28 protein-coding genes are annotated in these 24,971 nt (G+C 67.3%); 11 read left to right on the top strand and 17 right to left on the bottom strand.

All coding sequences use genetic code 11. The features are described from left to right. Positions 1 to 42: 42 nt before the first annotated feature. Entirely contained in the window at positions 43 to 1,029 is a 987-nt protein-coding gene (locus ACFWAY_RS29335) for a GlxA family transcriptional regulator (RefSeq protein WP_378513038.1), read from the bottom strand. A 99-nt stretch (positions 1,030 to 1,128) separates the two neighbouring features. On the opposite strand from ACFWAY_RS29335, the gene ACFWAY_RS29330 reads away from it, so the two are divergent. Both ACFWAY_RS29330 and ACFWAY_RS29325 read left to right on the top strand, forming a co-directional pair. Next, the gene (locus ACFWAY_RS29330; RefSeq protein ID WP_378513037.1) at positions 1,129 to 1,929 is read left to right on the top strand and encodes an NAD(P)H-dependent oxidoreductase; all 801 of its coding nucleotides are present in this window, start codon (positions 1,129 to 1,131) and stop codon (positions 1,927 to 1,929) included. Between the two features lie 8 nt (positions 1,930 to 1,937). Beyond that, positions 1,938 to 2,768 carry an SDR family oxidoreductase gene (locus tag ACFWAY_RS29325; protein WP_378456679.1) on the top strand — a complete coding sequence of 277 codons (831 nt, stop codon included), beginning with the start codon at positions 1,938 to 1,940 and terminating at the stop codon, positions 2,766 to 2,768. On the opposite strand, the gene ACFWAY_RS29320 is transcribed toward ACFWAY_RS29325, so the two are convergent. After that, on the bottom strand, positions 2,740 to 3,537 hold the full coding sequence (locus ACFWAY_RS29320) for a ParA family protein (RefSeq protein WP_378456680.1): 798 nt from the start codon (positions 3,535 to 3,537) through the stop codon (positions 2,740 to 2,742). The two genes, ACFWAY_RS29325 and ACFWAY_RS29320, sit on opposite strands and share 29 nt — an antisense overlap. Before the next feature lie 69 nt (positions 3,538 to 3,606). On the opposite strand from ACFWAY_RS29320, the gene ACFWAY_RS29315 reads away from it, so the two are divergent. Both ACFWAY_RS29315 and ACFWAY_RS29310 read left to right on the top strand, forming a co-directional pair. Then, positions 3,607 to 4,221, top strand: coding sequence for an acid phosphatase (locus tag ACFWAY_RS29315; protein ID WP_029539453.1), 615 nt, complete (start codon positions 3,607 to 3,609; stop codon positions 4,219 to 4,221). Then, positions 4,218 to 4,697, top strand: coding sequence for a GNAT family N-acetyltransferase (locus ACFWAY_RS29310; RefSeq protein WP_378456682.1), 480 nt, complete (start codon positions 4,218 to 4,220; stop codon positions 4,695 to 4,697). Before ACFWAY_RS29315 ends, ACFWAY_RS29310 begins: the two co-directional genes overlap by 4 nt. Here the strand turns inward: ACFWAY_RS29310 and ACFWAY_RS29305 are convergent. After that, the gene (locus ACFWAY_RS29305; protein ID WP_378513036.1) at positions 4,694 to 5,137 is read right to left on the bottom strand and encodes a hypothetical protein; all 444 of its coding nucleotides are present in this window, start codon (positions 5,135 to 5,137) and stop codon (positions 4,694 to 4,696) included. The two genes, ACFWAY_RS29310 and ACFWAY_RS29305, sit on opposite strands and share 4 nt — an antisense overlap. A 76-nt stretch (positions 5,138 to 5,213) precedes the next feature. Here ACFWAY_RS29305 and ACFWAY_RS29300 point away from each other — a divergent pair, with 76 nt between their 5' ends. Together ACFWAY_RS29300 and ACFWAY_RS29295 are read left to right on the top strand one after the other, a co-directional pair. After that, the gene (locus ACFWAY_RS29300; protein ID WP_378513035.1) at positions 5,214 to 6,170 is read left to right on the top strand and encodes a diacylglycerol/lipid kinase family protein; all 957 of its coding nucleotides are present in this window, start codon (positions 5,214 to 5,216) and stop codon (positions 6,168 to 6,170) included. A gap of 239 nt (positions 6,171 to 6,409) precedes the next feature. Next, positions 6,410 to 6,664, top strand: a complete 255-nt coding sequence (locus tag ACFWAY_RS29295; protein WP_005240099.1) for a WhiB family transcriptional regulator — start codon at positions 6,410 to 6,412, stop codon at positions 6,662 to 6,664. 59 nt (positions 6,665 to 6,723) lie between these two features. On the opposite strand, the gene ACFWAY_RS29290 is transcribed toward ACFWAY_RS29295, so the two are convergent. Together ACFWAY_RS29290 and ACFWAY_RS29285 are read right to left on the bottom strand one after the other, a co-directional pair. Continuing rightward, positions 6,724 to 8,226: a sensor histidine kinase gene (locus ACFWAY_RS29290; protein ID WP_378456685.1), complete on the bottom strand. Its 1,503-nt coding sequence runs from the start codon at positions 8,224 to 8,226 to the stop codon at positions 6,724 to 6,726. A 17-nt stretch (positions 8,227 to 8,243) separates the two neighbouring features. Then, positions 8,244 to 8,459 carry a biotin/lipoyl-binding carrier protein gene (locus tag ACFWAY_RS29285; protein ID WP_005240095.1) on the bottom strand — a complete coding sequence of 72 codons (216 nt, stop codon included), beginning with the start codon at positions 8,457 to 8,459 and terminating at the stop codon, positions 8,244 to 8,246. Positions 8,460 to 8,553: 94 nt separating this feature from the next. Here ACFWAY_RS29285 and ACFWAY_RS29280 point away from each other — a divergent pair, with 94 nt between their 5' ends. Next, the gene (locus tag ACFWAY_RS29280) at positions 8,554 to 8,628 is read left to right on the top strand and encodes a 50S ribosomal protein bL37 (protein ID WP_022597109.1); all 75 of its coding nucleotides are present in this window, start codon (positions 8,554 to 8,556) and stop codon (positions 8,626 to 8,628) included. 70 nt (positions 8,629 to 8,698) lie between these two features. On the opposite strand, the gene rsrA is transcribed toward ACFWAY_RS29280, so the two are convergent. Continuing rightward, entirely contained in the window at positions 8,699 to 8,980 is a 282-nt protein-coding gene (gene rsrA / locus ACFWAY_RS29275; RefSeq protein ID WP_005240092.1) for a mycothiol system anti-sigma-R factor, read from the bottom strand. Continuing rightward, complete coding sequence (locus tag ACFWAY_RS29270; RefSeq protein ID WP_378456709.1) at positions 8,977 to 9,714, bottom strand: sigma-70 family RNA polymerase sigma factor; 738 nt, start codon at positions 9,712 to 9,714, stop codon at positions 8,977 to 8,979. Before ACFWAY_RS29270 ends, rsrA begins: the two co-directional genes overlap by 4 nt. 98 nt (positions 9,715 to 9,812) lie before the next feature. Between ACFWAY_RS29270 and ybaK the strand changes: the two genes are divergently transcribed. Next, positions 9,813 to 10,307 carry a Cys-tRNA(Pro) deacylase gene (gene ybaK / locus ACFWAY_RS29265; protein WP_378456686.1) on the top strand — a complete coding sequence of 165 codons (495 nt, stop codon included), beginning with the start codon at positions 9,813 to 9,815 and terminating at the stop codon, positions 10,305 to 10,307. Here ybaK and ACFWAY_RS29260 read toward each other — a convergent pair. Continuing rightward, a complete protein-coding gene (locus tag ACFWAY_RS29260) occupies positions 10,294 to 11,052 on the bottom strand; it encodes an SOS response-associated peptidase (protein ID WP_378513034.1) in 759 nt (252 codons plus the stop codon). The genes ybaK and ACFWAY_RS29260 overlap by 14 nt on opposite strands. A 78-nt stretch (positions 11,053 to 11,130) precedes the next feature. Between ACFWAY_RS29260 and aroA the strand changes: the two genes are divergently transcribed. Both aroA and rsgA read left to right on the top strand, forming a co-directional pair. Further along, positions 11,131 to 12,447, top strand: coding sequence for a 3-phosphoshikimate 1-carboxyvinyltransferase (gene aroA / locus ACFWAY_RS29255; protein ID WP_378456687.1), 1,317 nt, complete (start codon positions 11,131 to 11,133; stop codon positions 12,445 to 12,447). Continuing rightward, positions 12,393 to 13,433, top strand: coding sequence for a ribosome small subunit-dependent GTPase A (gene rsgA / locus ACFWAY_RS29250; RefSeq protein ID WP_378456688.1), 1,041 nt, complete (start codon positions 12,393 to 12,395; stop codon positions 13,431 to 13,433). Before aroA ends, rsgA begins: the two co-directional genes overlap by 55 nt. A 29-nt stretch (positions 13,434 to 13,462) precedes the next feature. Here rsgA and ACFWAY_RS29245 read toward each other — a convergent pair whose 3' ends face one another. From ACFWAY_RS29245 to ACFWAY_RS29220, 6 genes are all read right to left on the bottom strand, one after another. Then, the gene (locus ACFWAY_RS29245) at positions 13,463 to 14,701 is read right to left on the bottom strand and encodes a fatty acid desaturase family protein (protein WP_378456689.1); all 1,239 of its coding nucleotides are present in this window, start codon (positions 14,699 to 14,701) and stop codon (positions 13,463 to 13,465) included. A gap of 112 nt (positions 14,702 to 14,813) precedes the next feature. After that, on the bottom strand, positions 14,814 to 16,070 hold the full coding sequence (locus ACFWAY_RS29240; protein WP_378513033.1) for a fatty acid desaturase family protein: 1,257 nt from the start codon (positions 16,068 to 16,070) through the stop codon (positions 14,814 to 14,816). Between the two features lie 62 nt (positions 16,071 to 16,132). Further along, positions 16,133 to 17,248, bottom strand: a complete 1,116-nt coding sequence (locus ACFWAY_RS29235; RefSeq protein WP_378456691.1) for a ferredoxin reductase — start codon at positions 17,246 to 17,248, stop codon at positions 16,133 to 16,135. Positions 17,249 to 17,339: 91 nt separating this feature from the next. Next, on the bottom strand, positions 17,340 to 17,852 hold the full coding sequence (locus tag ACFWAY_RS29230; protein WP_378456692.1) for a DUF6912 family protein: 513 nt from the start codon (positions 17,850 to 17,852) through the stop codon (positions 17,340 to 17,342). A gap of 30 nt (positions 17,853 to 17,882) precedes the next feature. Then, positions 17,883 to 19,307, bottom strand: a complete 1,425-nt coding sequence (locus tag ACFWAY_RS29225) for a wax ester/triacylglycerol synthase family O-acyltransferase (RefSeq protein WP_005240072.1) — start codon at positions 19,305 to 19,307, stop codon at positions 17,883 to 17,885. Further along, the gene (locus ACFWAY_RS29220; protein WP_378456693.1) at positions 19,301 to 19,738 is read right to left on the bottom strand and encodes an HAD-IA family hydrolase; all 438 of its coding nucleotides are present in this window, start codon (positions 19,736 to 19,738) and stop codon (positions 19,301 to 19,303) included. The genes ACFWAY_RS29225 and ACFWAY_RS29220 overlap by 7 nt, the downstream gene beginning before the upstream one ends. A gap of 105 nt (positions 19,739 to 19,843) precedes the next feature. On the opposite strand from ACFWAY_RS29220, the gene ACFWAY_RS29215 reads away from it, so the two are divergent. After that, the gene (locus ACFWAY_RS29215; RefSeq protein ID WP_378513032.1) at positions 19,844 to 20,368 is read left to right on the top strand and encodes an Rv3235 family protein; all 525 of its coding nucleotides are present in this window, start codon (positions 19,844 to 19,846) and stop codon (positions 20,366 to 20,368) included. Positions 20,369 to 20,384: 16 nt separating this feature from the next. Here ACFWAY_RS29215 and secA read toward each other — a convergent pair whose 3' ends face one another. The 3 genes from secA to ACFWAY_RS29200 form a co-directional block, all read right to left on the bottom strand. Then, positions 20,385 to 23,255 (bottom strand): preprotein translocase subunit SecA, encoded by a 2,871-nt coding sequence (gene secA / locus ACFWAY_RS29210; RefSeq protein WP_378513057.1) that lies wholly within the window; start codon positions 23,253 to 23,255, stop codon positions 20,385 to 20,387. A 151-nt stretch (positions 23,256 to 23,406) separates the two neighbouring features. After that, positions 23,407 to 24,084: a ribosome hibernation-promoting factor, HPF/YfiA family gene (gene hpf / locus ACFWAY_RS29205; protein WP_378456695.1), complete on the bottom strand. Its 678-nt coding sequence runs from the start codon at positions 24,082 to 24,084 to the stop codon at positions 23,407 to 23,409. Between the two features lie 171 nt (positions 24,085 to 24,255). Continuing rightward, on the bottom strand, positions 24,256 to 24,954 hold the full coding sequence (locus ACFWAY_RS29200) for a ComF family protein (RefSeq protein ID WP_378513031.1): 699 nt from the start codon (positions 24,952 to 24,954) through the stop codon (positions 24,256 to 24,258). Positions 24,955 to 24,971 lie beyond the last annotated feature (17 nt).

Below are 24,971 nucleotides of genomic sequence, written 5' to 3'. Positions count from 1 at the left end.
AGCGCCGTGCACTCCTCAGCACTTGGACGAATGAGCATGCCGTCAACGAAAAGTGGCGCGGTACGCGGACGGCGAGACGCCGACCGTGCGCGAGAGGTGTTGTCGCAGCGATGTCGCGGTGCCGAATCCCGCGGCCTCGGCCACGTCGTCCACCGGCAGGTCGGTGTTCTCCAGCAGTTCGCGGGCGCGGATGATCCGCTGCTCGAGAATCCACTGCGTCGGCGACACCCCCGTCTCGGCCCGGAATCGCCGGGTGAACGTGCGCACGCTCATCGACTCCCACGTGGCCAGCTCCCGCAGCGACAGCGGTCGATCGAGATGTGACAGCGCCCGGGCGCGCGCTCGCGCCGTGGACGCACCGTCGGCCTCCGGGACGGGCTCGGTGATGAACTGCGCCTGACCGCCGCTGCGATGAGGCGGCACGACCGTTCCCCGCGCCACCTCGTTGGCCACCGACGCACCGTGGTCGAGACGAATCATGTACAGGCACAAGTCGATTCCGGATGCGACGCCGGCGGCGGTGAGCACGCCGTCGTCGTGCGTGTAGAGCACGCCGGGGTCCAGGTGCACGTCCGGGTACAGCCGCCGGAACGCGTCCGCCGACTTCCAGTGCGTCGTGGCACGCCGATTCTCGAGAAGGCCGGCCGCCGCGAGCACGAACGAGCCCGTGCAGATCGATGCCACCCGCGTGCCCGGACGGATGTGCGCGAGGGCGTCCGCGAGGCGACGGGGCAGGCGCCCGTCCTCCGGCGGGTCGTAGTCCTGATCGGATGCCGGGATCACGACTGTGTCGGCCGTGGCGAGCAGCGCCGGGCCGTGCTCGACCGAGATGGTCACGTCGGTGTCGGTCCGGACGGCGCCGGGGGTGAGGGCGCACGTGAGGACCTCGTACAGCGGTTCGCCATCGCGCGATCTCGCCTCACCGAACAGCCGATGGACGATCCCGAACTCGATCGGGAGGAGACCGTCGCGCACGAACACGACTACGCGATGACGGTGCACGGTCCGCCCGCGTCTCGATTCGGACATGGCCCGATTCTTTCATATATCGTCCGGCGGGCCACTGTCGCGACCACCGCCGCGCGTCCATGATCGAAGGGGTCAGGACGACCGAGCGGAAGGTGGACCATGAAGATCCTGTTGGTATCGGCACATCCCGAGCCGAAGTCCCTGAATGCGGCACTCCGCAGCGATGCCCTCGCGGCACTGCGCGGCGCCGGCCACGACATCCGGACCTCGGACCTGTACGGGATGCGATGGAACCCGGTGGTGACGGCAGACGATTTCGGACACGACCCCCACGATCGCCTCCTGGTCGGCGCGCGGTCGGGTCAGGCCCTGACCGAGGGCACCCTGGCCCCCGACATCCGCGCCGAGCAGCGCAAACTCGCGTGGGCCGACGCGGTGATCGTGCAGTTCCCGCTGTGGTGGTACGGCATGCCCGCGATCCTCAAGGGCTGGTTCGACCGGGTCTTCGTCGAAGGCTACGGCTACGGACTACGCCGGGAGGACGGCTCCACCCGGCGGTACGGCGACGGAACCCTCGCCGGCAAGCGGGCGATGACGGTCGTCAGTTTCGGCGGCAGCGCCGACAGCGCGGGCCCGCGGGGGATCAACGGCCAGATGGACGAACTCCTGTTCCCGATCCACCACGGAATCTTCTGGTACACGGGGATGTCCGTGCTGCCCCCGGTCCTGATCGACAGCGCGGACCGGTTGCCCGCCGAGCACTACCCCGGCGTCGCGGCCCGGCTGATCGATCGCCTGTCCGGCCTGTTCACCGACGCGCCGTTGCCCTTCCGCTCACAGAACGGCGGCGACTACGACGCCCGGTTCGTGCTGCACGAGGACCGGGCGCCGGGCGTCACGGGCCTGCGCGCCCACTACGCCGACGAAGTCCGCACCACTGCGATCTGTAACGTGTTCTAATTCACGGCATGGCAACCTACGTGATCACCGGTGCCGCCTCGGGCATCGGGGCGGCGAGCCGCCGCACACTCGAGTCGGGCGGTCATACCGTCATCGGAGTCGACCTCGCGCACACCGATGTGACCGCCGACCTGTCGACCCCCGGCGGACGAACCGCGGCGGCCGACGCCGTGAACGAGGCGAGCGGCGGCGTCGTGGACGGTCTCGTCTGCTGCGCCGGACTCGGGTCGCTGTCGCACGTCCCGGGCGGCAAGCTCGTCGCCGTCAACTACTTCGGGGCCGTGGAACTCGTGACGGCCCTGAAGCCCGCCCTCGAGCGCGCGGGCGGCGCCTCGGTGGTGGTGATCTCGTCGAGCAGCACCACCACGCAGCCGGGGATACCCGGGAATCTGGTGACCGCGTGCCTCGACGGCGACGAGGCGGAGGCTGTGCGCATCGGCGACCAGGTGACCGCCATCCCGGCGTACCCGGCGTCCAAGCTCGCGCTGGCCTGGTGGGTTCGACGTGAAGCGGTACGGCCCGAGTGGATCGGCAACGGCATCCGCCTCAACGCGATCGCGCCGGGCATGATCGACACACCGATGACCAGCGGGGACGACCTCGACCCCGAACTGGCGAAGGCGCTGGACTTCTATCCGGTGCCGCTGGGCCGACGCGGACGTCCTGACGAGATCGCCGCGCTCGTCGAGTTCCTGCTCGGACCGGGGTCGACACTGTTCTGCGGCAGCATCGTCTTCGCCGACGGGGGCACGGACGCCCAGTTACGCCAACAGGATTGGCCCGCCGCGTGGAATCCGACGCCGGAAGAACTTACACGGCACTTCCAGGCGAGAACGTAGCGAGTTCGGATCCCGCCCAGTGCTTGGCGAGGTTCTCGGCCAGGTCCCGGTACGCCTGGGCACCCTTGTTCTTTCGCCCCGCCAGCACGGTGGCACCCGACGCCGTCGCCTCCGCGAATCGCACCGTCCGCGGGATCGGCGGAGCGAGGACCGGCAGGTTGTAGCGGTCGGACACGTCGGAGAGCACGTCCCGGCTGTGCGTCGTGCGGGCGTCGTACAGCGTCGGCAGCGCTCCGAGCAGGACCAGGTCGGGGTTGGTGATCTGCTGTACCTCGGTGACCGTCCGCAGCAACTGCCCCACACCACGGTGGGCGAGCGTCTCGCACTGCAGCGGCACCAGTACCGACTGCGCCGCCGTGAGCCCGTTGAGCGTGAGCACACCGAGAGACGGCGGACAGTCGATGATGATCGTGTCGTAGTCGTCCAGCAGCGGCGCCAGAGCGCGCTTGAGGGCGAACTCGCGACCGGGGCGCATGAGCAGCAACGCTTCCGCGCCCGCGAGGTCGATCGTCGCAGGCAGGAGGGCGACACCGTCCTCGGTGTCGATCACGGCGTCCTGCACCGCCAGATCACCCGTCAGCACCTCGTGGACGGAGGCGTCCAGGCGGTCCGGGTTGTGTCCGAGGGAGAACGTCAGACATCCCTGCGGGTCGAGATCCACCACCAGAACCTTCTGGCCCAGCCCGACGAGGGCTGCGCCGAGAGAAGCGACCGTGGTGGTCTTCGCGACCCCACCCTTCTGATTTGCCACTGCAAGAACCGTTGTCACGGCTCGATCCTTACCTACTTCGTCCCCGGAGGCGAGCCATACACGCAGATTGACTGACATGATGGATGGATGCCACCCAGTGATTCGCCGCGCGGCCGTCGGATCGTCCTCCTCCGACACGGCGAAACGGAATGGGCCCGTTGGGGTAAACACACCGGTCGGACCGACGTCCACCTCACCGAACTCGGTGAAGCCCAGGCGCGGCGGGTGGGCCCGGCAATGGATGCCCTCGAACTGCGCGACCCCCTCGTCATCGTCAGTCCGCGGCAACGCGCCCAGGAGACGGCGGAGCTGGCGGGATTGAAGATCCAGCGCACCTGGGATGCACTCGCCGAATGGGATTACGGGATCTACGAGGGCATGACGACCCCCGAGATCAGGCAGCAGGTGCCGGACTGGACGGTGTGGACGCATCCGTGCCCTCGCGGCGAGCAGGCCGAGCAGGTCCACACCCGGTGCGACCTCGTACTGTCCGTCGCGCATTCGCAACTCGTCGACCGCGACGTGATCCTCGTCGGGCACGGCCACTTCTCGCGCGCGCTCATCGCCCGTTGGGCGGAGCTTCCCATCAGCGAGGGACGCAGATTCGCGATGTCGCCGGGCGCGTACTCCGTCCTCGGCTTCGAGCACGGGGCGCAACAGGTGGTCAGCCACAACGTGACAAGCGAGGAAGGTGCCCGATGATCAGACGCGCAGTACCCGAGGACGTCTCCGCGATCACCGCGATGATCTACGAACTCGCCGAACACCAGCGGGCCCGCGACGAGTGCACCGTCACCGCCGACCAGATCGACGACGCCCTGTTCGGTACGCACCCGTCCACGTTCGCCCACGTCGCGGCGAACGACGACGACCGGGTCGTCGGGATCGCGGTGTGGTTCCGGAACTTCTCCACCTGGGACGGAACACACGGCATCTACCTCGAGGACCTGTTCGTCAGCCCGTCCGAGCGCGGTTCCGGGCACGGCAAGGCTCTGCTCGCCACACTCGCGAAGGAATGCGTCGACAACGGCTACACGCGACTGTCGTGGTCGGTGGTCAACTGGAACAAGCCGTCGATCGCGTTCTACGAGTCGCTGGACGCCCACCCGCAGGACGAGTGGACCACGTACCGGCTGACCGGGGATCCGCTCGGCCGCCTCGCGTCCGAGGTGAGCTAGCGGTCCGACGAATTGTCGGCGTCGGCGTCGGCCTCCTGGCCGTACTCGGCAGCCATCCATTTCGACGTGGGACTGCTGAACAGGCACCCGAGGGCCGCCACGACGACGACTCCGAGCAGCACACCGAAGAACGGCTGGTGCGAATCGGTGAGCAGCGACCACGCCACCGGGAGCAGGAGCAGTTGGGCGACGATCGCGATCGCCCGCCCCCAGCGCCGGCCGAAGATCAGGGCGAGCCCGGCGGCGAGCACGGCGCCACCGAGAATCGCGAACCAGGCCGCGGTGCCGTATCCACTGCTGACACTCTGGTCGTGCCCCAGCAGTCCCCGGATCACCAGCACCACGGCGACACCGACCGCCACCGCGCCCTCGAGCGACACCAGGGCGCCCGCCGCGCGGACCGTGGTGGGCGTGGACTTGCTGAGAGACGGCTTCGGCACGTCGGCCAGCCTAGAACACCCCGTCGCCGGCGGCCTCGGATGGTGACACGTGCCGCCCCCGCTAGGCTTGGGCCCCGTGCGCGCGCTGCTGATCGTCAACCCGAATGCCACATCGACGACCCCGGCCGGGCGTGATCTCCTCGCCCACGCGCTGTCGAGCCGGGTGCGGTTGACGGTCGCGCACACGACACACCGCGGCCACGCCGCCGAACTGGCGCAGCAGGCCTGCGTGGACGGGATGGGCCTGATCATCGTCCACGGCGGAGACGGCACCGTGAACGAGGTGGTCAACGGACTGCTCGGCACCCCGGCGCCGAAGTCGATGAGCGCGGTGACGGTGGGGCCGATTCCCCCGATCGCCGTGGTCCCCGGTGGGTCGGCGAACGTATTCGCCCGCTCGCTCGGCATCGCGCCCGACCCGGTGGACGCCACCAACCAGCTCATCGATCTCCTCGCCCGCAGACAGCGGCGAAGGATCGGTCTCGCCCACTGCGACAACCGCTGGTTCACGTTCAACGCCGGTCTCGGCTGGGACGCCCAGGTGTGTGAGGCGGTCGACATGCACCGCAAGAACGGCCGGCCGGCCACGCCGGCGCACTATGTCCGCGCGGCCGTGCGCGTGTTCTTCCGATCGAAATACGCCGAGCCGACGCTCACCGTCGAGGTTCCCGATCACGATCCGGTCGAGGGCGTTCATTACGCATTCGTGTCGAACGCGAGTCCCTGGACATATCTGAACAAGCGGGAGGTCCACACGAATCCCGACACCACCTACGACACCGGCCTCGGGGTCTTCGCGATGCGGTCCACCGCGATCCTCACCACGCTGCGGGTGGCCCGCCAGCTGCTGACCCCCGGAACCCGCCCGAAGGCGAAGAAGCTGGTCCGGGTCGACGACGTGCCGTGCGTGCGGATCTCCGCGTCGGAGCCCATCGGACTGCAGATGGACGGCGACTACATCGGACTTCGCAAGGTCGTCGAGTTCGTGTCGGTGCCCGAAGCGCTGGATGTGGTCGCGCCGGCGCGAGCCTGAGCAGATCTCGAGAATCCCCGTTTTCACCTAGCGGGAAGTGCCTGCATGGGGTACAAAGGACGGCGCGCCTCGAAGGGCAGCCTAACTACGTGAGCTCCCCCACGGTGCGGCGGTTTTCTATTGACATCCCGCCAGTTCGTGAAAGCATTCACAAGCAACAGTGCGGAAACATTCTCTACGCACACATGAACTCATGAAGACGAAATGGTGCACTACGCACCCAGTTAAGGAGCAGAAGGATGGACTGGCGCCACAAGGCAATCTGTCGCGACGAAGACCCCGAGTTGTTCTTCCCTGTGGGCAACAGCGGTCCGGCTCTCGCGCAGATTGCTGATGCCAAGGTTGTCTGCAACCGCTGCCCGGTGACCGCCGAATGCCTCTCGTGGGCACTCGAGTCGGGCCAGGACGCCGGTGTGTGGGGCGGCATGAGCGAAGACGAGCGACGCGCACTCAAGCGTCGCAACGCTCGGACGCGTGCCCGCACCACCGTCTGATACTTCCGAAGAGACGGGCCCGGCACCACATGGTGCCGGGCCTTTTGCTTGCCCGCCGGTCAGTACCGCGGCCCACGACGGCCCAGCGGTACGCGTAACACGGCATCCGTTCCACCCTCCGCCCCGGGATGCAGCCCGAGGGAACCGTTCAGCTCGGCGGCCACCAGGGTCCGGACGATCTGCAGACCGAGACGGTCGGACCGCTCGAGGCTGAAACCGGGCGGCAATCCCCTGCCGTTGTCGTGGATCACGACGTCCAGCCACCGCGCAGAGCGTTCGGCCCGCATGGTGACCGTGCCCGGAGCGCCGGGTTCGAAGGCATGCTCGATCGCGTTCTGCACGAGTTCGGTCAGCACCATCACCAGCGGCGTGGCCCGCTCCGCGGAGAACACCCCGAAGCTGCCTTCCCGGCGGACCTTGATCGGCGTACTCACCGTCGCCACGTCGGACAGGATCGGCACGAGGCGGTCGACGACCTCGTCGAGGTTCACTTCCTCGTCCACCGACATCGACAACGTGTCGTGCACGAGGGCGATCGACGTGACACGGCGCACCGATTCGCTCAGCGCCTGCCGGGCTTCCTCGTTGTTGGTGCGCCGTGCCTGCAGTCGCAGGAGTGCCGCCACGGTCTGCAGGTTGTTCTTCACCCGGTGATGAATCTCGCGGATCGTCGCATCCTTGCTGAGCAGGGCGCGATCCCGCCTCTTCACCTCGGTGACGTCCCGCACGACGACAGCGGCGCCGACCCGCTTCCCGCCGGGTTTGAGGACCAGCGCCCGGAGCAGGACGGTCGCTCCCCTGGCTTCGATCTCCATGCGGCGGCCCGGCTTGTCGGCGATGGTGTCGCGGATGTACCCGGCGACCTCCTGCGACTCGAACGGGTCCGTCACGAGCGACCGTGTGGTGGCGGCGAGGTTCTGACCGATCAGGTCCGAGCTGAGACCCATCCGGTGATAGGCCGACAGCGCATTGGGACTCGCGTAGACCACGCTGCCGTCGGTGTCGAGGCGGATGAAGCCGTCGCCGGCACGGGGACTCGAGTTGGTGTCCGACCGGGCCTCCCGGATCGGGAAGGTGCCGTCGCTGATCATCTGGCACAGATCCTCGGCGCAGTCGAGATACGCGACCTCGAGCGGGCTCTGCGCCCGCTGGTGCGACAGGTTGGTGTCCCGGCTCAGGACCGCGATCACCTCGCCGTTCCACCGCACCGGGACCGCTTCCCCGCGCGGCGGCAGACCCGCGTGCCCGCCGCCGTTCTCGGGGCGGACGACGCTGCCCTCGAGCAGCGCCTGCAGCACCTGCGGGTGTTCCGACTCCGACACGACGGTCCCGACGACGTCCTCCGGGAACGCGGTCGACGCGGTGGTGGGCCTGCAGTGCGCGACGCAGATCACGGTGCCGGTCGGGTTGGTGGCGGCGGAATCCGTTCCGACCCAGAGCAGAACGTCCGCGAAGGAGAGGTCGGCGAGCAACTGCCATTCGCCGACGACTCGCTGGAGATGATCGACGGCCTCGCCGGGCAGGTCGGTGTGTTCGGCGAGCAGGTCGCTCAGTGTGGACATCGTCGGTGGGTGTCAGCTCAGGAGATGACTGCGATCAGATCGCCCTGCTGGATCACGTCGCCGACCTTGACGTCCACGGACGTGACCGTGCCGGGCTCTTCGGCGATGACGGGGATCTCCATCTTCATCGATTCGAGGATGACGAGGGTGTCGCCCTCCTTCACCTCGTCACCCGCGCTCACCACAACCTGATACACCGTCGAAACCATTTCGGCGCGCACGTCTTCTGCCATTGTGATCCTTCACTCCCGGGTATCGAGAAAGCCCTGTTGCAAGGACACCCAACCACACGTGGAAGACTGTGGTGAAAAGAAGGGAGATCTACTCATGGGTAAGCGTGGTCGTAAGAAGCGCAGTCGCAAGGGCAACGCCGCAAACCACGGCAAGCGTCCCAACGCCTGACGCGCCGTAGAACGCACCGGGGGCCGGAAAGCATCACTGCTTTCCGGCCCCTGATTGCTGTTCTGACGGGTTATGCGTCAGGTTCGGTATTCGTGATGAGGATCGTCCGCCGCAACTCGATGGAGAGCCTCTGACGCAGGCTTTCCGGTGCGTGCTCACCGCCGCACTTGCGGTTCACGAGGCTCTTCACCTTCTCCTCGATCCCGTACGCCTCGAGGCACGACCCGCACTCGTCGAGGTGCCTCTGCAGCCGCGCCCTCGACGCCTCGTCGCATTCACGGTCCAGCATCAGCCAGACGTCCGCGATGACGGCGGAGCAATCGAGCTGCTCGAATTCGTCCTGCTCGCTCACCGAGAAACCTCCTGCTCCGCGCTCACTACACTGCCGCCGGGCACCTCGCCGGTTTCCCCACGGTTGAATCCACGTTCGCGTGCGACATCGGCGAGCAGACCCCGGAGCTGCTTGCGCCCGCGGTGCAGTCGCGACATCACGGTCCCGATCGGGGTGCCCATGATCTCGGCGATCTCCTTGTACGGGAATCCCTCGACGTCGGCGTAGTAGACGGCCATCCGAAACTCCTCGGGCAGGGCCTGGAGTGCTTCCTTGATGTCGTCGTCGGGGAGCGCGTCCAGGGCCTCGACCTCGGCGGACCGCAGACCGGTCGACGAATGTTCCGCCGTCGCCGCCAGCTGCCAGTCGGTGATCTCGTCGGTGGGGTACTGCGCGGGCTGGCGCTGCTTCTTGCGGTACGAGTTGATGTACGTGTTCGTGAGAATCCGGTACAGCCACGCCTTGAGGTTGGTGCCCTCGCGGAACGAACGGAACGCCGTGTAGGCCTTCACATACGTTTCCTGCACGAGGTCCTCGGCGTCCGCCGGGTTCCTGGTCATCCTCAGAGCAGCGCCGTACAGCTGATCCAGAAGTGGGAGCGCATCCCTTTCGAAACGCGCGATCAACTCGTCCTGTGGCTCGGCCTGGTCTGCCGTCGGACGGTCATGTTCCTGCACGCTGATCCCTTCGGTCGCCGTGGGCGTCAACGTTACCGCCAACTGCAGACGCGACGTGGGCTCCATCACCGAGGACATCACGATACGGACCACTCCCTTCGATGCACTGTTCTTCTGCAGGTACCAACACGCCTCCCGTCCGCTGTGTTCCCGACCGCGTGGCAGAGTGTCTGTCCATGGCCGGAACTGCCACTCCCGCGACGAAGCTGCTCGTCAGACACCGTATCGACCACACCGTGCACAGCTACGCACACGATGTGCGGGCGGAATCGTACGGTTCGGAGGCCGTCGACGCCCTGGGCGAGACGGTCGGCGTCACCGCCCACCAGGTGTTCAAGACGCTGGTGATAAAACTCGACACCGGCAAGCTGGCGGTGGCGGTCGTGCCGGTGCCGGAGAAACTGTCGCTGAAAGCGGCGGCCGCGGCGCTGGGCGCGGGCAAGGCCGTGATGGCGGAACGCACCGAGGCGGAGCGCTCCACCGGGTACGTCTTCGGGGGCATCTCACCGCTCGGACAGCGCAAGGCACTCCCGACGGTCGTCGACGCGTCGGCGCTCGACTGGGACCGGGTACTGTGCAGCGCCGGCAGGCGCGGACTCGAGATCGAACTCGCGCCCGCAGACCTGGTGCGGCTCAGCGGAGCCGTCACCGCGGCGGTCACAGCAGGCTGATCTGCTCCCCCACCTGCGCGTCGTCACGACCGGCCGTGTCGGGGTCGAGGAGTTCCGGTCCGTTGTTCTTCACACTGTTCACCAGTGTGGACACCCGCCGGATGGTGATGTCGGCGATGGCGTCGGGTGACACCGCGAGCAGATCCGTCGACGCGGGATGCTCGGGATCGAGCCACGCGGTCCACCGGTCGCGCGGCATGACCAGCGGCATCCGGTCGTGCACGTCCTCCAGCTGGGCGGCGGAGTCGACCGTGATGATGCTGCAGCTCAGGACCGGGGGCGACTCCTCGACCGCGGGATCGTGCCAGACCGACCACAGCCCAGCCATGTACAGGCGGGAGCCGTCCTCCGGCGACATGTAGTACGGGATCTTCTTCGCCTTGCCGGTCTTCTTGCCTGCGGCCGCCGCATCGACCTCGGCCTGCCACTCGTACCAGCCGTCCATCGGAACCAGGCAGCGCTTGTATTTGAACGCATTCCGGAAGGCGGGTTTGTTGTCGACCGAATCCGCTCGCGCGTTGAACAGCACCGGCCCCTTGCCGAGCTCCTTCGTCCACGACGGCACGAGCCCCCACCGCATCCGCCGGATCCGCCTGGCGTCGTGGCGGTCGACCACCGTCAGGACCTGCGTTGTGGGCGCCACGTTGTAGTCGGGCGGACCCTCCTCCTCGCCCGCCTCGTTGATCGCATCGAGGTCGGCCGCGAGTGTCGCCGGATTCGCAGTGGTCGCATACCTGCCGCACATGCCCACCAGAGTGGCACGAACCACCGACACCCGCGATACGCCGCCCACCCGGCCCGGCGACCCGCCCGATAGGCGAAGATGGAGACCGTGAGCCTGAGCCTGTGGAACGCCCCCCGTGCCGAAGCGCCCGTCGTCGCGACGGTCGCCCTCCCCGGATCGAAGTCGATCACCAATCGCGCACTGATCCTCGCCGCACTCGCGGACGGTCCGTCCACCCTCACCGGGGCACTGCGCAGCCGGGACACCGACCTCATGATCGGCGCGCTCCGCACGCTCGGCATCAGCATCGAAACGGCCGGCGCCGACACGACGCTGCAAGTCACCCCCGGACCCCTCCAGGGTGGTGCGGTCGACTGCGGCCTCGCGGGCACCGTCATGCGGTTCCTTCCGCCGGTCGCCGCGCTTGCGAGCGGAACGGTTCACTTCGACGGGGACGAGCAGGCGCGCACCCGGCCCCTCGACACGATCCTGGACGCGCTGCGCGGTCTCGGAGCGGACATCGACGGCGACTCCCTCCCGTTCACCGTCCGCGGTGCGGGTTCGCTGCGCGGTGGACGGGTCACGATCGACGCGTCCGGCTCGTCACAGTTCGTCTCCGGGCTGTTGTTGTCGGCGGCCGCTTTCGACGAGGGCATCACGGTGCATCACGACGGCAAGACGGTCCCGTCCATGCCGCACATCGACATGACGGTCGAGATGCTGCGCGAGTCGGGTGTCGAGGTCACGACCCCGGCGACGGGCGGGGAGGCCGACACGTGGCGGGTGAGCCCCGGTGTCGTCCGGGCCGTCGACCGGGCCATCGAACCCGACCTGTCGAATGCCACCGCCTTCCTGGCCGCCGCCGCCGTCACCGGCGGTGAGGTGACCGTTCCCCTGTGGCCGAGCAGGACCACGCAACCCGGAGACGCGATCCGCGAGATACTCCTGGCGATGGGCGCGGACGTCCGGCTGGACGGCGCGAACCTCACCGTCCGCGGCCCGCAGCAGCTGACCGGCATCGACATCGACCTGCACGACGTGGGCGAACTCACGCCGACCGTCGCGGCGCTCGCCGCATTGGCGGACGGGCCGTCGCACCTGCGGGGCATCGCGCATCTGCGCGGTCACGAGACCGACCGGCTGGCCGCACTCGCACACGAGATCAACTCGCTCGGCGGAAACGTCACCGAGACCGAGGACGGCCTCACGATCGTCCCGGCAGAGCTGCACGGCGGGACGTGGCGCTCCTACGCCGACCACCGCATGGCGACCGCGGGTGCCATCGTCGGGCTGCGGGTCGACGGCATCGAGATCGAGGATGTCGGCACCACGGCCAAGACCCTGCCCGGCTTCGAGAACCTTTGGGCCACAATGCTGTCCGCAGCTTCGGGCACCGAGCGGAAGGCGAGCTTCTGAGTCGCAGGCAGTACGACGAGTCCGACGTCCGGGTACGCCCGGGCAGAGGAACGCGCCCGCGCACGAAGACCCGGCCGGAGCACCTCGCCGCGGAGTCGGCGATGGTCGTCTCGGTCGACCGCGGCCGGTGGGGTTGCGTGCTGGGCGGCGACCCAGAGCGTCCCCTCGTCACCATGCGCGCCCGGGAACTGGGCCGCACCCCGATCGTGGTCGGCGACGAGGTGAGCGTCGTCGGTGATCTGTCCGGCAAGCCCGACACCCTGGCACGGATCGTGCGGGTCGCCGAACGCTCCACGGTGCTGCGACGCACCGCCGACGACACCGATCCGTACGAGCGGATCGTCGTAGCCAACGCCCAGCAGCTGCTGATCGTCGTGGCGCTCGCCGACCCGCCGCCACGGACCGGATTCGTCGAACGTGCGCTCGTCGCCGCGTACGCGGGTGGGTTGAGTCCCATCGTGTGCCTGACGAAGAGCGATCTCGAACCGCCCGAGGAGTTCGCGAGCGCGTTCGCCGACCTCGACGTCCCCGTCATCGTGGCCGGTCGCGACGATCCGGTCGAAGAGGTCCTGTCGATGCTGTCGGGCCGACTCACTGCGCTGATCGGCCATTCGGGGGTCGGGAAGTCGACTCTCGTCAACCGCCTCGTGCCCGATGCCGACCGGGCTGTCGGCGTGGTCTCCGGTGTCGGCAAGGGCCGCCACACGTCCACGCAATCGGTCGCGCTGCCGCTTCCGACGGGCGGCTGGGCGATCGACACTCCCGGCATCCGGTCGTTCGGACTGGCCCACATCTCCCCGGAGAACGTGGTGGCCGCGTTCTCCGATCTGGCCGCGGCCATCGAGGACTGCCCGAGAGGATGTACCCACCTCGGCCCGCCCGCGGACCCGGAATGCGCGCTCGACCAGCTGGAGGGCAAGGCCGCCAAACGCGTCGACGCGGTCCGTCACCTCCTCACGGCCATCGCGTCCAACGAAGCCTGGTGAGGGACGAACCGCGTCTGTAGCGGAACTTTCTAGCGCGACAGCAGCGCGCGCAGACCGCGGCGCTTGCGGGTGCGCTTGATCGCGGTACTCAGACCCTGACGGCGGCCGGTCACGGGATCGATTGTCGCCGTGGTGTTTCCACCGAACTTGCGCTCCGACGCTGTCTCCGGTGCGTCGTCCGCGGTCGCCTTGAGGTACTTGTTCGGCAACGACAGCTTGGCGATGGTTCGCCACGACTTCCCGTACTGCACGAGGAAGGGCCCGGTCGTGTACGGCAGGTCGTACTTGTCGCACAGTTCCCGCACCCGCACGGCGATCCCCGCGTAGCGGTTACTCGGCAGGTCGGGGAACAGGTGATGCTCGATCTGGTAGCTGAGGTTGCCGGACATGAAGTCCATGAGCTTGCCGCCCTCGATGTTCGCGCTACCGAGCATCTGCCGCAGGTACCACTGGGCCGGCGTTTCCTTGTCGATGTCCGCCTTGGTGAACTTCTCGGCGCCGTCCGGGAAGTGCCCGCAGAAGATGATCGCGTTGGTCCACACGTTGCGGATCATGTTCGCGGCGATGTTGGCAGTGAGGGTGCTCTTCCACGCGGGACCCGTGACCGCGGGGTGGATGACATAGTCCTTGAGGATCTGCTTGCCGACCTTCTCGCCCACCTCGCGGAGCTTGCGCTGGGTCTCCTCGCTCGGCACGCGCCCCTTGGCGACCTTGCCGAGTTCGAGATGCTGCGCCGCGATTCCGTACTCGAAGAACAGCGCAAGCAGGGTGTTGTACAGGAGATTGCCGGCGTTGAACGGCTTCCACCGCTGGTCCCGCGTGACGCGCAGCAGCCCGTATCCCACGTCGTCGTCCATGCCGAGGACGTTGGTGTACTTGTGGTGAATGTAGTTGTGCGTCTGCTTCCAGTGAGCGGACGGTCCCGTGACGTCCCACTCCCACGAGGTGGAGTGGATCTCGGGATCGTTCATCCAGTCCCACTGGCCGTGCATGACGTTGTGGCCGAGCTCCATGTTCTCGATGATCTTCGAGAGGGAAAGCAAGGCCGTGCCCGCCAGCCAGGCGGGACGCCGCTTGCTCGCGAAGAGGACGGCTCGGCCACCGATTTCGAGGGAACGCTGCAGTCTGATCGTGTTTCGCACGTAGCGCGCGTCACGCTCCCCGCGGGACTCTTCGATATCGCGCCGGATCGCATCGAGCTCGCGTCCGAGCGACTCGATGTCGGCTTCGGTGAGATGTGCGTATTCCTTGACGTCTGCAATCGCCATGGGGGACCTCCTCCTGGCTGGGTCGACAGTTCACACCCGATAGGCGCTGACTCGACCTACCGTACCGTAAGTTACGACACCGTAGGTTACCTGAGTGTAGGTGTGAGTGAAATCACCGTCGGCGTCGAGGAATCTTGGCCTCCGCGCGGGCGCGCAACGCCGACAGCAGACCCCGCCGCTGCCCCGTGACGGGATCCGTGCGCAACGTCTCGACCATGGCGGCACCCGCATCACGGGCGTCGCGGAATTTGCGTTCCGAGGACGTCTCCGGGGCGTCGTCCGCCGTCGCCCGCAGGAACCGGTCGGGCAGGGCGAGCTTGTGGATCGTGCGCAGAGCCAGCAGGTACTGCTTGGCGAGTGAACCCGTCGTGTACGGCAGGTCGTACTTCTCGCACAGCGCCCGGACCTTCACCGCGATCTCCGGGTACCGGTTGCTCGGCAGGTCCGGGAACAGGTGATGCTCGATCTGGTAGCTGAGATTGCCGCTCATGAATCCCATGATCTTGCCGGAGTCGAAATTGGCGCTACCGAGCATCTGCCGGAGATACCACTCGTGCTGGGTCTCGTTCTCGTATTCGTCCACTGTGAACTTCTCGGCACCGTCCGGGAAGTGCCCGCAGAAAATCACCACATAGGCCCACAGATTCCGCACGAGGTTGGCGGTGGCGTTGGCCGACAACGTCGACTTCCACGCAGGCCCCGCGAGCACCGGGAACAGGAGGAAGTCCTTGCCGACCTGGCGGAAGATCTTGCGAGCGAAATCCTTGTTGGCCTGAGAATTGAGCTGCCCCTTCTCGGCACCCTCGAGTTCGGCGGCGAAGGTGAGGTCGTGGAGCGCGATCCCCCACTCGAACGTGGCGGCCAGGATGACGTTGGCGACGGGTTGCAGCAGATTGATCGGCCGCCACTCCTCGTCGCGGGTCATCCTGAGGATGCCGAATCCGACGTCGGAGTCCATTCCCACAATGTTGGTGAACGTGTGGTGGGAGTAGTTGTGCGCCCGCTTCCAATGCTCCGAGGGGCCCGTCTGATCCCACTCCCACGACATGGAGTGGATCTCCGGATCGTTCATCCAGTCCCACTGGCCGTGCATCACGTTGTGACCGAGTTCCATGTTCTCGATGATCTTCGAGAGGGAAAGCAAGGCGGTGCCCGCAAGCCACGCCGGGCGGTAGCGGCTTCCGAACAACGCAAGCCGGCCACCGAGCTCCAACAGCCGTTGCGCCCTGATGGCCCGGCGGATGTAGCGGGCATCGCGAACGCCCCGCGAATCCTCCACGTCGAGCCGGATCGCATCCAACTCACGCCCGAGCGATTCGATGTCCGCTTCGGTCAGATGCGCGAACTCTTTGATGTCGGTGATCGCCACCGTGCTCCTCCGTCTGGTGAGAGTCCGAGAATAGCGGAGTCAGGTGAACAACACGCTCACGCTCACGCGTCGAGCGTGCAGTCCCCTGCCGCCGCGGAGATACAAGTCTGGACTCGGTCACCTTCGGCGTGCTGCTTGCCGGACCTCAGGTCGATGGCGTGCCCGGCAAGAATCGGCACGACACAGGTCTGGCAGATACCCATCCGGCAGCCGAACGGCATCAGTGCACCAACCTGCTCACCGGCCTCGAGGAGAGTGGTGGCGCCGTCGATCGTCACGGTCTTGTCTGCCTTGGCGAACGTGACGGTCCCGCCCTCGCCGGACGTGTCCGCGCGGGAGACGGCGAACCGCTCGAGGTGCAACTTGCCCTCGATGCCCTCGTCGCGCCACAGCGTCTCGATCTCGTCGAGCATCGGCAGCGGCCCGCAGGCCCACGTCTGCCGTTCACGCCAGTCGGGACACACCTCGTCGAGCGAGGACAACGCGAACTTGCCCTGGCTGCGGGTGAGCTGGATCTTGCACCTGAAGTCGTCGTGCTCCTCGTGGAGCTGGATCAGCTCGTCGGCGAACATCACGTCGGCGTCGGTGGGTGCCGAGTGGACGTGGAAGACGTCGGGGAGCTGACCGCGCCGGTTCATCGTGCGCAGCATCGCCATGACAGGCGTGATGCCGCTGCCCGCGGTGAGGAACAGGATCCGCTCCGGCGGCGGGTCGGGCAGCGCGAAGTTGCCCGTGGGGGTCGCGAGCCGCACGATCGTTCCCGAGGGCACACCGTTGACGAGGTGACTCGACAGGAATCCCTCGGGCATCGCCTTGACGGCGATGGAGATGAGCTTGTCGTCCCAGTTCGGCGGCGAGGTGAGCGAGTACGAGCGCCAGTGCCAGCGTCCGTCGATGTGCAGACCGATGCCGATGTACTGGCCGGGCTCGTAGTCGAAGTCGAATCCCCAGCCCGGCTTGATGACGATCGTGGCCGAGTCCGCGGTCTCCGCGCGCACCTCCACGATCTGCCCACGCAGTTCACGAGCCGACCACAGCGGGTTGGCCAGATGCAGGTAGTCGTCGGGCAGCAACGGCGTCGTGAGCCGTGCCGCCGCGCCCCGCAACCAATTGAGCTTGGACCGCTTGGCGGGCACGACCGCTGCTGCGGGCGCCTCGATCCAATCCTTCAGACCCATCCGACCTCCACCTTTTCCGTCACGACCTACGCTACCGTAGGTTATCAAGTTACGGTACCGTAGGTTACCCCGAAGTAAGAGGACGTGCCGGTCAGAGCAGTTCGAGCAGGAACGGAAGCTCCTGGGTGGCGTACCACGCCAGCACATGATCCTCCGCGTCACCGAGAACGAACTCGGCGTCCGGGTCCCCGAGATCGGCCTCGTCGATCGCCGACACGGCTCGTTCGATGTCCGGCTCCGCCTCCGCGAGGTCCACGTGCACCGACGCGACCGTGCCGATCGTCACGGGACCGGGCAACCGGACCACGGCGTCGTCGAGGTCCGGCCGCGGCGTCACGTCGTCCACGTCCGCCGCGACCACGGCGCGACGGAAGCGAACCCCGTCGCTCCCGCTCTCCCCCACCCGGCCGGCGATCAGTCGCAGCGAGGCCCGGGCCGCCTCGGCCATCGCGACCTCGGCCAGTTCTTCGTCGTCGCCCGACGAGTACGCCTCGCGGAGCGTGGGGGTGACGGCGAAGGCGGTACGGCTCATCGGATCGAACTCCCGGTCGGTGACGAGCCGGTGGAGGATCTCGATCGTCGCGGGAACGTACACCCTCGTCATGCGTCACCCGTCATTCGCACCGCGGACTTCTCACCGGCTGGCATCCAACAACTCCTCGAGAGATTCGTACAGCAGCGCCGCCACCACGTCCACGTCGGCCATGGCGTCACGGTCTGCATTCAAACCGTAGTAGACGTTGCCGTCGTAGGACGTCAGGCCGATGCTCAAAGTCTGGTTTTTCAGCAGCGGCGACACCGGATACATCTCGAGCATCCGCGCTCCCCCGACATACAGCGGCAGCTGCGGGCCCGGTGCGTTGGTGATCATCAGGTTGAACATCCGCTGCGAGAAACTGCTCGCGACACGGGCACTCATCGCGTGCAGCGTGGCGGGCGCGAAACCCGACAAACGCACCAGGGTCTCCGCGGTGACCCGCTGACTCTGTTTGGCGTGCGCCTCCATGGCGTGCGCCACGTGCGACAGCCGCACCACGGCATTCGGTTCCCCGACCGGCAGGTCGATGAGGAACGACGACACCATGCTCCGCGGATCCGCCCACTCACCGCGGCGTGACGCCTCGTCGTCGGCCTCGGGATCCGTCGCGTACACGGACATCGGGACCATGGCCCGGACCGTGGTCGACTCGGCCACCGGTTCGCCGCGCGAGAGCAGCCAGTACCGCATCGCGCCCGATACGACGGCGAGGATGACGTCGTTGACCTCGCACCCGTACTGCGCGCGGATCTTCCGGTAGTCACCCAGTTCGGTCTTGACCACCGCGAAGCGTCGATTGCGCGAAATGGTCGCGTTCAGCGGACTCGCCGGCGCCACCTGCGTGGCGGTGCGCACGACGGCGGCGACCTTGCCGACGGCGCGCACTGTCTCGCCGAGCGCAGACGCCATGTCACCCAACGTCATCCGCAGCGCCGCCAACCCTTCGCCCGGCCTCGCCACCATCTCCGCCAGTGCCCCGGCGATGAGAGTGGACTCACTGGGGGCGGGGCTCGGCATCCACAGTTCCTCGGCCATGGGCCGCCGGGTCTTCGCCGGGTCCAGGATCACCTGACCGATCTCGAGCGCCGTCTCGCCGTCGACCAGCGAGGAATGGGATTTCGTGAAGATGGCGAAGCGGTTGTTCGACAACCCCTCCACCAGGTACATCTCCCACAGCGGTCGCGTGTTGTCGAGTGGCCGGGACGTGAGCCGCGCGACCAGATCGTGCAACTGGGCATCCGATCCGGGCTTCGGCAGCGCCGACCGCCGGACATGGTATTCGATGTCGAAGTCCTGGTCGTCCACCCACACCGGCCGCGACAGTCCCAGCGCCACCTCCCGCACCTTCTGCCGGTAGCGCGGCACCAGGCTCAGCCGTTCCTCGACGAGGCTCAGTAATTCCTCGTAGGACAACCCGTTTCGCGGCTTGCGGAAGATCGCGAGCGACCCCACGTGCATCGGCGTACTGCTCGCCTCGAGAAAATAGAACGACGCGTCCTGCGTAGTCAGTCTCGTCACCATGTCGGCGCCTGTCCCCCTTGCATCCCGTCTCGATCGACCTCGAGAAGTATCGCTATCTCGTCCGCGGTGGCGCCGCCGTCGACGTGGTGGATACCCACCATCCCGACGGCCACCGCACCCCGGACATTGACCGACAGGTCGTCGACGAAGATACAGTCCCCCGGGGTCAGACCGAGCGCGTCGGCCGTCATCCGGTAGATCCGCGGATCAGGTTTGGCGACACCGACATCCCCGGACAGCACGACCTGATCGACCAGCCGGCCGTCACCGAGTTCCCGCAGCCACTGCGCGCCAGGACCACCGGGATCGTTGCTGAGGATCGCGGTCCGCACCCCACGGATCCGGGCACCGGCCAGGACGGACGACAGGCCGTCCATGTCCGAACCGGGACCCGCGAGAACTCCTCCGAAGTCCAATATCAATCCCCGCACGTCCCCACCCTAGGGTCCGCTCCCCGGTTCGGCGACACGACGACGGGATCCGTGCGAGTATGACCGCTACGACGGCCGTCTCATGCCGAAACCGGGGGGTAAGAAATGAGTGAGTCCTACACGTTCCTGTCACGGGTGCCGCGCTTCGAGCCGGTGGCCGGCGACGTTCCCGCGCCGCCTCTGCCGGGGCGTTCGGCGGCGCCGTCGGGCGGGCGGCACGCACCCGGGCGCAGCAGGCACCGCTCGTCGCCCCACTCGGGAGCGTCGCCGCGCACCGCCGTGACGCAGCCGGGAACGCTTCCTCTTCCGTCGCCGGACGTCCAGCGGTTCACGGAGCAGGCGTTCCGGCTGGTCCTCGAAGTGCTGGATCGGCGCCGCAACGTGCGGCAACTGCGGCCGCTGGTGACGCCGTCGCTCGTCGACGTCGTGCGCACGCTCGCTCTGTCGGAGTCGCCCGCCCGGCGACTCGGTGTCGCGACGCTCGTCCGCGTGCACCTGCGCGCGGTGGAGCCGCGCGCGTTCGAGGCCTTCGGCACCTACGGCCGGGGTCCGCGGATCTTCGTGATCGCAGCCCGTGTCGAACAGCAGTCCGACACGGGCTGGACCGTCACCTCGCTGGTGATCGGCTGATCTTCTGCTCCTGCGGTCAGCGCTTGCGCTTGGTCCGCGGGGCCTTCTTGCTCTTCGACTGCGACCGCGCGGCCTCACGCCGCTGGCGACGGGTTCCGGCGTCGGCGGCATCGTCCGACTCGGCCGCCCCGCGGCGGCTGAGCTGGGCGTTGCCGTCCTCGGCAGGCCCGGAGTACGTGAGCCCGCGGGGCTCGCCGTCGTCCAGTCCCTTCGCGCGGAGAGCGGACGGTGCCGCCGTGCCCTGCGCCCGCTGCGCCGCCTCCTGGGTGGGCAGTGGCCGCGGTGCTGCCGGAGCGGGCGAGGCCGACGCCGTCGCCGCTGCGGACGCCGCGGTGACGCTGACGCCCGGGGCCGGTGCCGCCTGTGGGGCGGCCGCCTCGACCTGAAGGTTGAACAGGAATCCGACCGACTCCTCCTTCAGACCCTCGAGCATGCCGCCGAACATGTCGAAACCTTCACGCTGGTACTCGACGAGCGGATCACGCTGGGCCATCGCCCGCAGGCCGATGCCTTCCTTGAGGTAGTCCATCTCGTAGAGGTGTTCGCGCCACTTGCGGTCGAGCACGCTCAGCAGGACCCGGCGCTCCAGTTCGCGCATCGACCCCTCGCCGGCGACGCCGTCGATCTCGGCCTCGCGCCGGGCGTACGCGTCGTGGGCGTCCTTCAGCAGGGTCTCGCGCAGCTCGTCGGCGGTGATGTCCGTGGTCTCACCGTCGTCGCTGTCGCCGACCAGTTCCTTGTAGTCGAGGCCGACCGGGTACAGCGTCTTGAGGGCCGTCCACAGTTGTTCGAGATCCCAGTCCTCGACGTATCCCTCGGCGGTGGCGCCGTCGACGTAGGCGGTGACCACGTCGGTGATCATCTTCTCGACCTGGCCCTCCATGTCCTTGCCTTCGAGGATCTGGCGGCGCTCGTTGTAGATGACGGTGCGCTGCTGGTTCATCACCTCGTCGTACTTGAGGACGTTCTTGCGGATCTCGAAGTTCTGCTGCTCGACCTGCGTCTGTGCGCTCTTGATGGCCTTCGAGACCATCTTCGCCTCGATGGGGACGTCGTCGGGCAGGTTGAGCCGGGTCATGATCGACTCGAGCGCCGCGCCGTTGAACCGTCGCATCAACTCGTCGCCGAGCGACAGGTAGAACCGCGACTCACCCGGATCGCCCTGACGGCCGGACCGGCCGCGCAACTGGTTGTCGATACGCCGGGACTCGTGCCGCTCGGTGCCGAGGACGTAGAGCCCGCCCGCTTCGCGAACCTTGTCCGCGTCGGCCTTCACCTCGGCCTTGACCTGGTCGAGGACGTCGTCCCACGCCGCCTCGTAGTCGTCGGGCGTGTGGACGGGGTCGAGGCCCTGCTTGCGGAGCGCGATGTCCGCGATGATGTCGGGGTTGCCGCCGAGCACCACGTCGGTACCACGACCGGCCATGTTGGTCGCCACGGTGACGGCGCCCGACCTGCCGGCCTCGGCGATGATCTGGGCTTCCTGCTCGTGGAACTTCGCGTTCAGCACATTGTGCGCCACGCCGCGCTTGGTGAACTGCTTCGACAGGTACTCGGACCGCTCGACGCTGGTGGTGCCGATCAGGACCGGCTGGCCCTTCTCGTGCCGCTCCACCACGTCGTCGACGACGGCGTCGAATTTGGCTTCTTCGGTCTTGTAGATCAGGTCGCCGTTGTCGACGCGGACCATCGGCCGGTTGGTGGGGATCGGGATGACACCGAGGTTGTAGATCTGGTGCAGCTCGGCGGCCTCGGTTTCGGCCGTACCCGTCATGCCCGACAGCTTTTCGTAGAGGCGGAAGTAGTTCTGCAGCGTGATCGTGGCGAGGGTCTGGTTCTCGGCCTTGATCTCGACCTTCTCCTTGGCCTCGATCGCCTGGTGCATGCCCTCGTTGTACCGGCGACCGACGAGGACGCGGCCGGTGAACTCGTCGACGATGATCACTTCGCCGTCACGGACGATGTAATCCTTGTCCTTCGTGTAGAGCTCCTTGGCCTTGATGGAGTTGTTCAGGTAGCTCACGAGCGGCGAGTTGGCGGCTTCGTACAGGTTGTCGATGCCGAGCTGGTCCTCGACGAGCTCGACGCCGGCCTCGTGGACGCCGATGGTGCGCTTGCGGATGTCGACCTCGTAGTGCACGTCACGCTTGAGCAGCGGCGCGATGCGGGCGAACTCCGCGTACCACTTGCTCGACGCGTCGGCGGGGCCGGAAATGATGAGGGGTGTCCGGGCCTCGTCGATGAGGATGGAGTCGACCTCGTCGACGACGGCGAAGCTGTGACCGCGCTGGACGAGATCGTCCAGGGAGTGCGTCATGTTGTCGCGCAGGTAGTCGAACCCGAACTCGTTGTTGGTGCCGTATGTGATGTCGGCCGCATAGGCTGCGCGACGCTCGGCGGGCGACATGCCGGACAGGATCACGCTGGTGTCGAGGCCGAGGAAGCGGTGGACACGGCCCATCCACTCGGAGTCGCGCTTGGCGAGGTAGTCGTTGACCGTGACGACGTGCACGCCGTCCCCGGCGATCGCATTGAGGTACGCCGGCAACACGCAGGTCAGGGTCTTGCCCTCACCCGTCTTCATCTCGGCGATGTTGCCGAAGTGGAGGGCGGCGCCGCCCATGATCTGCACGTGGAAGTGCCGCTGGTCGATGACCCGCCAGGACGCCTCGCGGGCGACCGCGAACGCCTCGGGCAGCAGCTCGTCGAGCGTCTCGCCGTCACGGTAGCGGGCGCGGAACTCCTCGGTCTTCGCGCGGAGTTGCTCGTCGGTCAGGTCTTCGACCTCGGGCGACAGCGAGGAAACGTGGTCGGCGATGTGCTTGAGCCGCTTGACCATGCGACCTTCACCAACACGGAGCAGCTTCGATAGCGACAGCGACGGCACAGTCTTGTTCGTCCTCAATCTTCGGCAGTGGATGGGTGACACACAAAATCCGGCCGGAGGTCCGAGAACCCCGGCCGGATTCCATGGTAGGCGCTTCCGCGATCGGACGAGTAGACCGACCGCTCCGATCGTCAGGCGGAACGGGTGTACATCACGCCAGACGTATCAATCCGTAGTCGAACGCGTGCCGCCGGTAGACGACGGTCGCCTTGTCCGACTCCTTGTCGTGGAACAGGAAGAAATCGTGTCCTACCAGCTCCATCTCGTACAAAGCGTCGTCGACGGTCATCGGCGTGGCCTTGTGTTCCTTGGTACGCACGACATGACCCGGTGTGTGCTCGTCCGACACCTGACCGTCCAGGGAGATGTCGGGACTGATGCCGAGACTGTCGTCCTCGGCGAGTGCGGCGGTGGCCTCCGCCACCGACACCGGGGTCTTTTCCCCGTAGTGGACCTTTTTGCGATCCTTGGTGCGGCGGAGCCTGCTCTCGAGCTTGGCGGTCACCGACTCGAATGCTGCATAGAAACTGTCGGCGCATGCCTCGGCTCGGGCTACCGGCCCCTTGCCTCGGGCAGTGATCTCGACGCGCTGGCAGTTTTTCCTCTGGCGTCGATTGGGTTCGTGGTGAAGTTCGACATCGAACAGAAATATGGAGGGATCGAAGCGCTCGAGGCGCGACAGCTTCTCGGAGACGTACACGCGGAAGTGGTCGGGTACCTCGACGTTGCGTCCCTTGACGACGATCTCGGCGTTGGGGGTATCCGTCTTCTCTTGTGCATCCGATGTGCTGTCGTCGACGAAAACCGAGGCTTGCGAAGGGGTCGTCACTCGTACCTCCCGATTACGGCCCCGCCCCTTGATGGGCGGCGGCGAGTTTGAGCAATGCCGGAAGGGGGTCCGCCCGGCACCAGGTTCGAAGTTCCACCTCCTACCTGTGTTTTCGGGTGTGTCCGCGACGCTAGTACGTAACGCGCGCGAGTGCCACTGTTCGGCAGAATTTCATCTGACACCCGCCACGACGACCACCGCGCTCACTCGGATACCCACCCCCGACAGCACCCGGACCGACTCGGCCGCGGTCGCCCCGGTGGTCGACACGTCGTCCAGCAATACCACCGAGACCCGGTGCAGTGCTGCCGGTTCCGACGCGAGGTGCCGCGCGAATCCTTCACCCTTGCGCGTCAACCGGACGCCACCCTCGAGGTTTACTCGACGTTGATCCGCGCTCAGTCCGACCGAATCGCGCACGGCGCGCCGCATCACGAGCGCGGGGCACACGCGCCTGTCCCCCACCGCGGCGACGGCGATCCGGGTGACGGGGTCGCCGCCGCGTGCACGGGCCGCCCGGGGACGCGTCGGAGCCGGCACCAGAACCACCGGGGCCACGTCCGGTGGGACGAGTTCACCCCACTGCTGCAGACGGCCCAGGGCGCCCGCGACGGCGGATCCGAGGGGCGCAGCGAGATCGCGCCGCCCGCGTTCCTTCGCGGCGATCACGGCGCGGCGGCGGGCACCCGAGTACGTTCCGAGGGCCCACACCCCGACCCCGGGATCGACGCGGGGCCGGAGCAGCACGGGATCGTCGGCCAACTCCGTGGCGCAGCGGGCACACCACTGCGTGCCCGGCACCCCGCACCCGCCGCATTCGGCGGGCAGGATCAGGTCGAGCAGGTTCCGGAGGCCGGGCAGGGCGCGCATGCGGGCAGTATCGGCGA

This window comes from Rhodococcus sp. NPDC059968 (genome assembly GCF_042738615.1).
Lineage (GTDB): Bacteria > Actinomycetota > Actinomycetes > Mycobacteriales > Mycobacteriaceae > Rhodococcus_F.
The sequence above is the reverse complement of the archived record's forward strand: the minus strand, read 5'-3'. Positions and strand labels throughout refer to the sequence as shown.

Bases quoted from the DNA above. Each gene is read 5' to 3' on its own strand.
- ACFWAY_RS29335 (WP_378513038.1), bottom strand. From the start codon at position 1,029: ATGTCCGAATCGAGACGCGGGCGGACCGTGCACCGTCATCGCGTAGTC.
- ACFWAY_RS29330 (WP_378513037.1), top strand. From the start codon at position 1,129: ATGAAGATCCTGTTGGTATCGGCACATCCCGAGCCGAAGTCCCTGAAT.
- ACFWAY_RS29325 (WP_378456679.1), top strand. From the start codon at position 1,938: ATGGCAACCTACGTGATCACCGGTGCCGCCTCGGGCATCGGGGCGGCG.
- ACFWAY_RS29315 (WP_029539453.1), top strand. From the start codon at position 3,607: ATGCCACCCAGTGATTCGCCGCGCGGCCGTCGGATCGTCCTCCTCCGA.
- ACFWAY_RS29310 (WP_378456682.1), top strand. From the start codon at position 4,218: ATGATCAGACGCGCAGTACCCGAGGACGTCTCCGCGATCACCGCGATG.
- ACFWAY_RS29295 (WP_005240099.1), top strand. From the start codon at position 6,410: ATGGACTGGCGCCACAAGGCAATCTGTCGCGACGAAGACCCCGAGTTG.
- ACFWAY_RS29290 (WP_378456685.1), bottom strand. From the start codon at position 8,226: ATGTCCACACTGAGCGACCTGCTCGCCGAACACACCGACCTGCCCGGC.
- ACFWAY_RS29285 (WP_005240095.1), bottom strand. From the start codon at position 8,459: ATGGCAGAAGACGTGCGCGCCGAAATGGTTTCGACGGTGTATCAGGTT.
- ACFWAY_RS29270 (WP_378456709.1), bottom strand. From the start codon at position 9,714: ATGTCCTCGGTGATGGAGCCCACGTCGCGTCTGCAGTTGGCGGTAACG.
- ybaK (WP_378456686.1), top strand. From the start codon at position 9,813: ATGGCCGGAACTGCCACTCCCGCGACGAAGCTGCTCGTCAGACACCGT.
- ACFWAY_RS29260 (WP_378513034.1), bottom strand. From the start codon at position 11,052: ATGTGCGGCAGGTATGCGACCACTGCGAATCCGGCGACACTCGCGGCC.
- aroA (WP_378456687.1), top strand. From the start codon at position 11,131: ATGGAGACCGTGAGCCTGAGCCTGTGGAACGCCCCCCGTGCCGAAGCG.
- ACFWAY_RS29245 (WP_378456689.1), bottom strand. From the start codon at position 14,701: ATGGCGATTGCAGACGTCAAGGAATACGCACATCTCACCGAAGCCGAC.
- ACFWAY_RS29235 (WP_378456691.1), bottom strand. From the start codon at position 17,248: ATGGGTCTGAAGGATTGGATCGAGGCGCCCGCAGCAGCGGTCGTGCCC.
- ACFWAY_RS29230 (WP_378456692.1), bottom strand. From the start codon at position 17,852: ATGACGAGGGTGTACGTTCCCGCGACGATCGAGATCCTCCACCGGCTC.
- ACFWAY_RS29225 (WP_005240072.1), bottom strand. From the start codon at position 19,307: ATGGTGACGAGACTGACTACGCAGGACGCGTCGTTCTATTTTCTCGAG.
- ACFWAY_RS29215 (WP_378513032.1), top strand. From the start codon at position 19,844: ATGAGTGAGTCCTACACGTTCCTGTCACGGGTGCCGCGCTTCGAGCCG.
- ACFWAY_RS29200 (WP_378513031.1), bottom strand. From the start codon at position 24,954: ATGCGCGCCCTGCCCGGCCTCCGGAACCTGCTCGACCTGATCCTGCCC.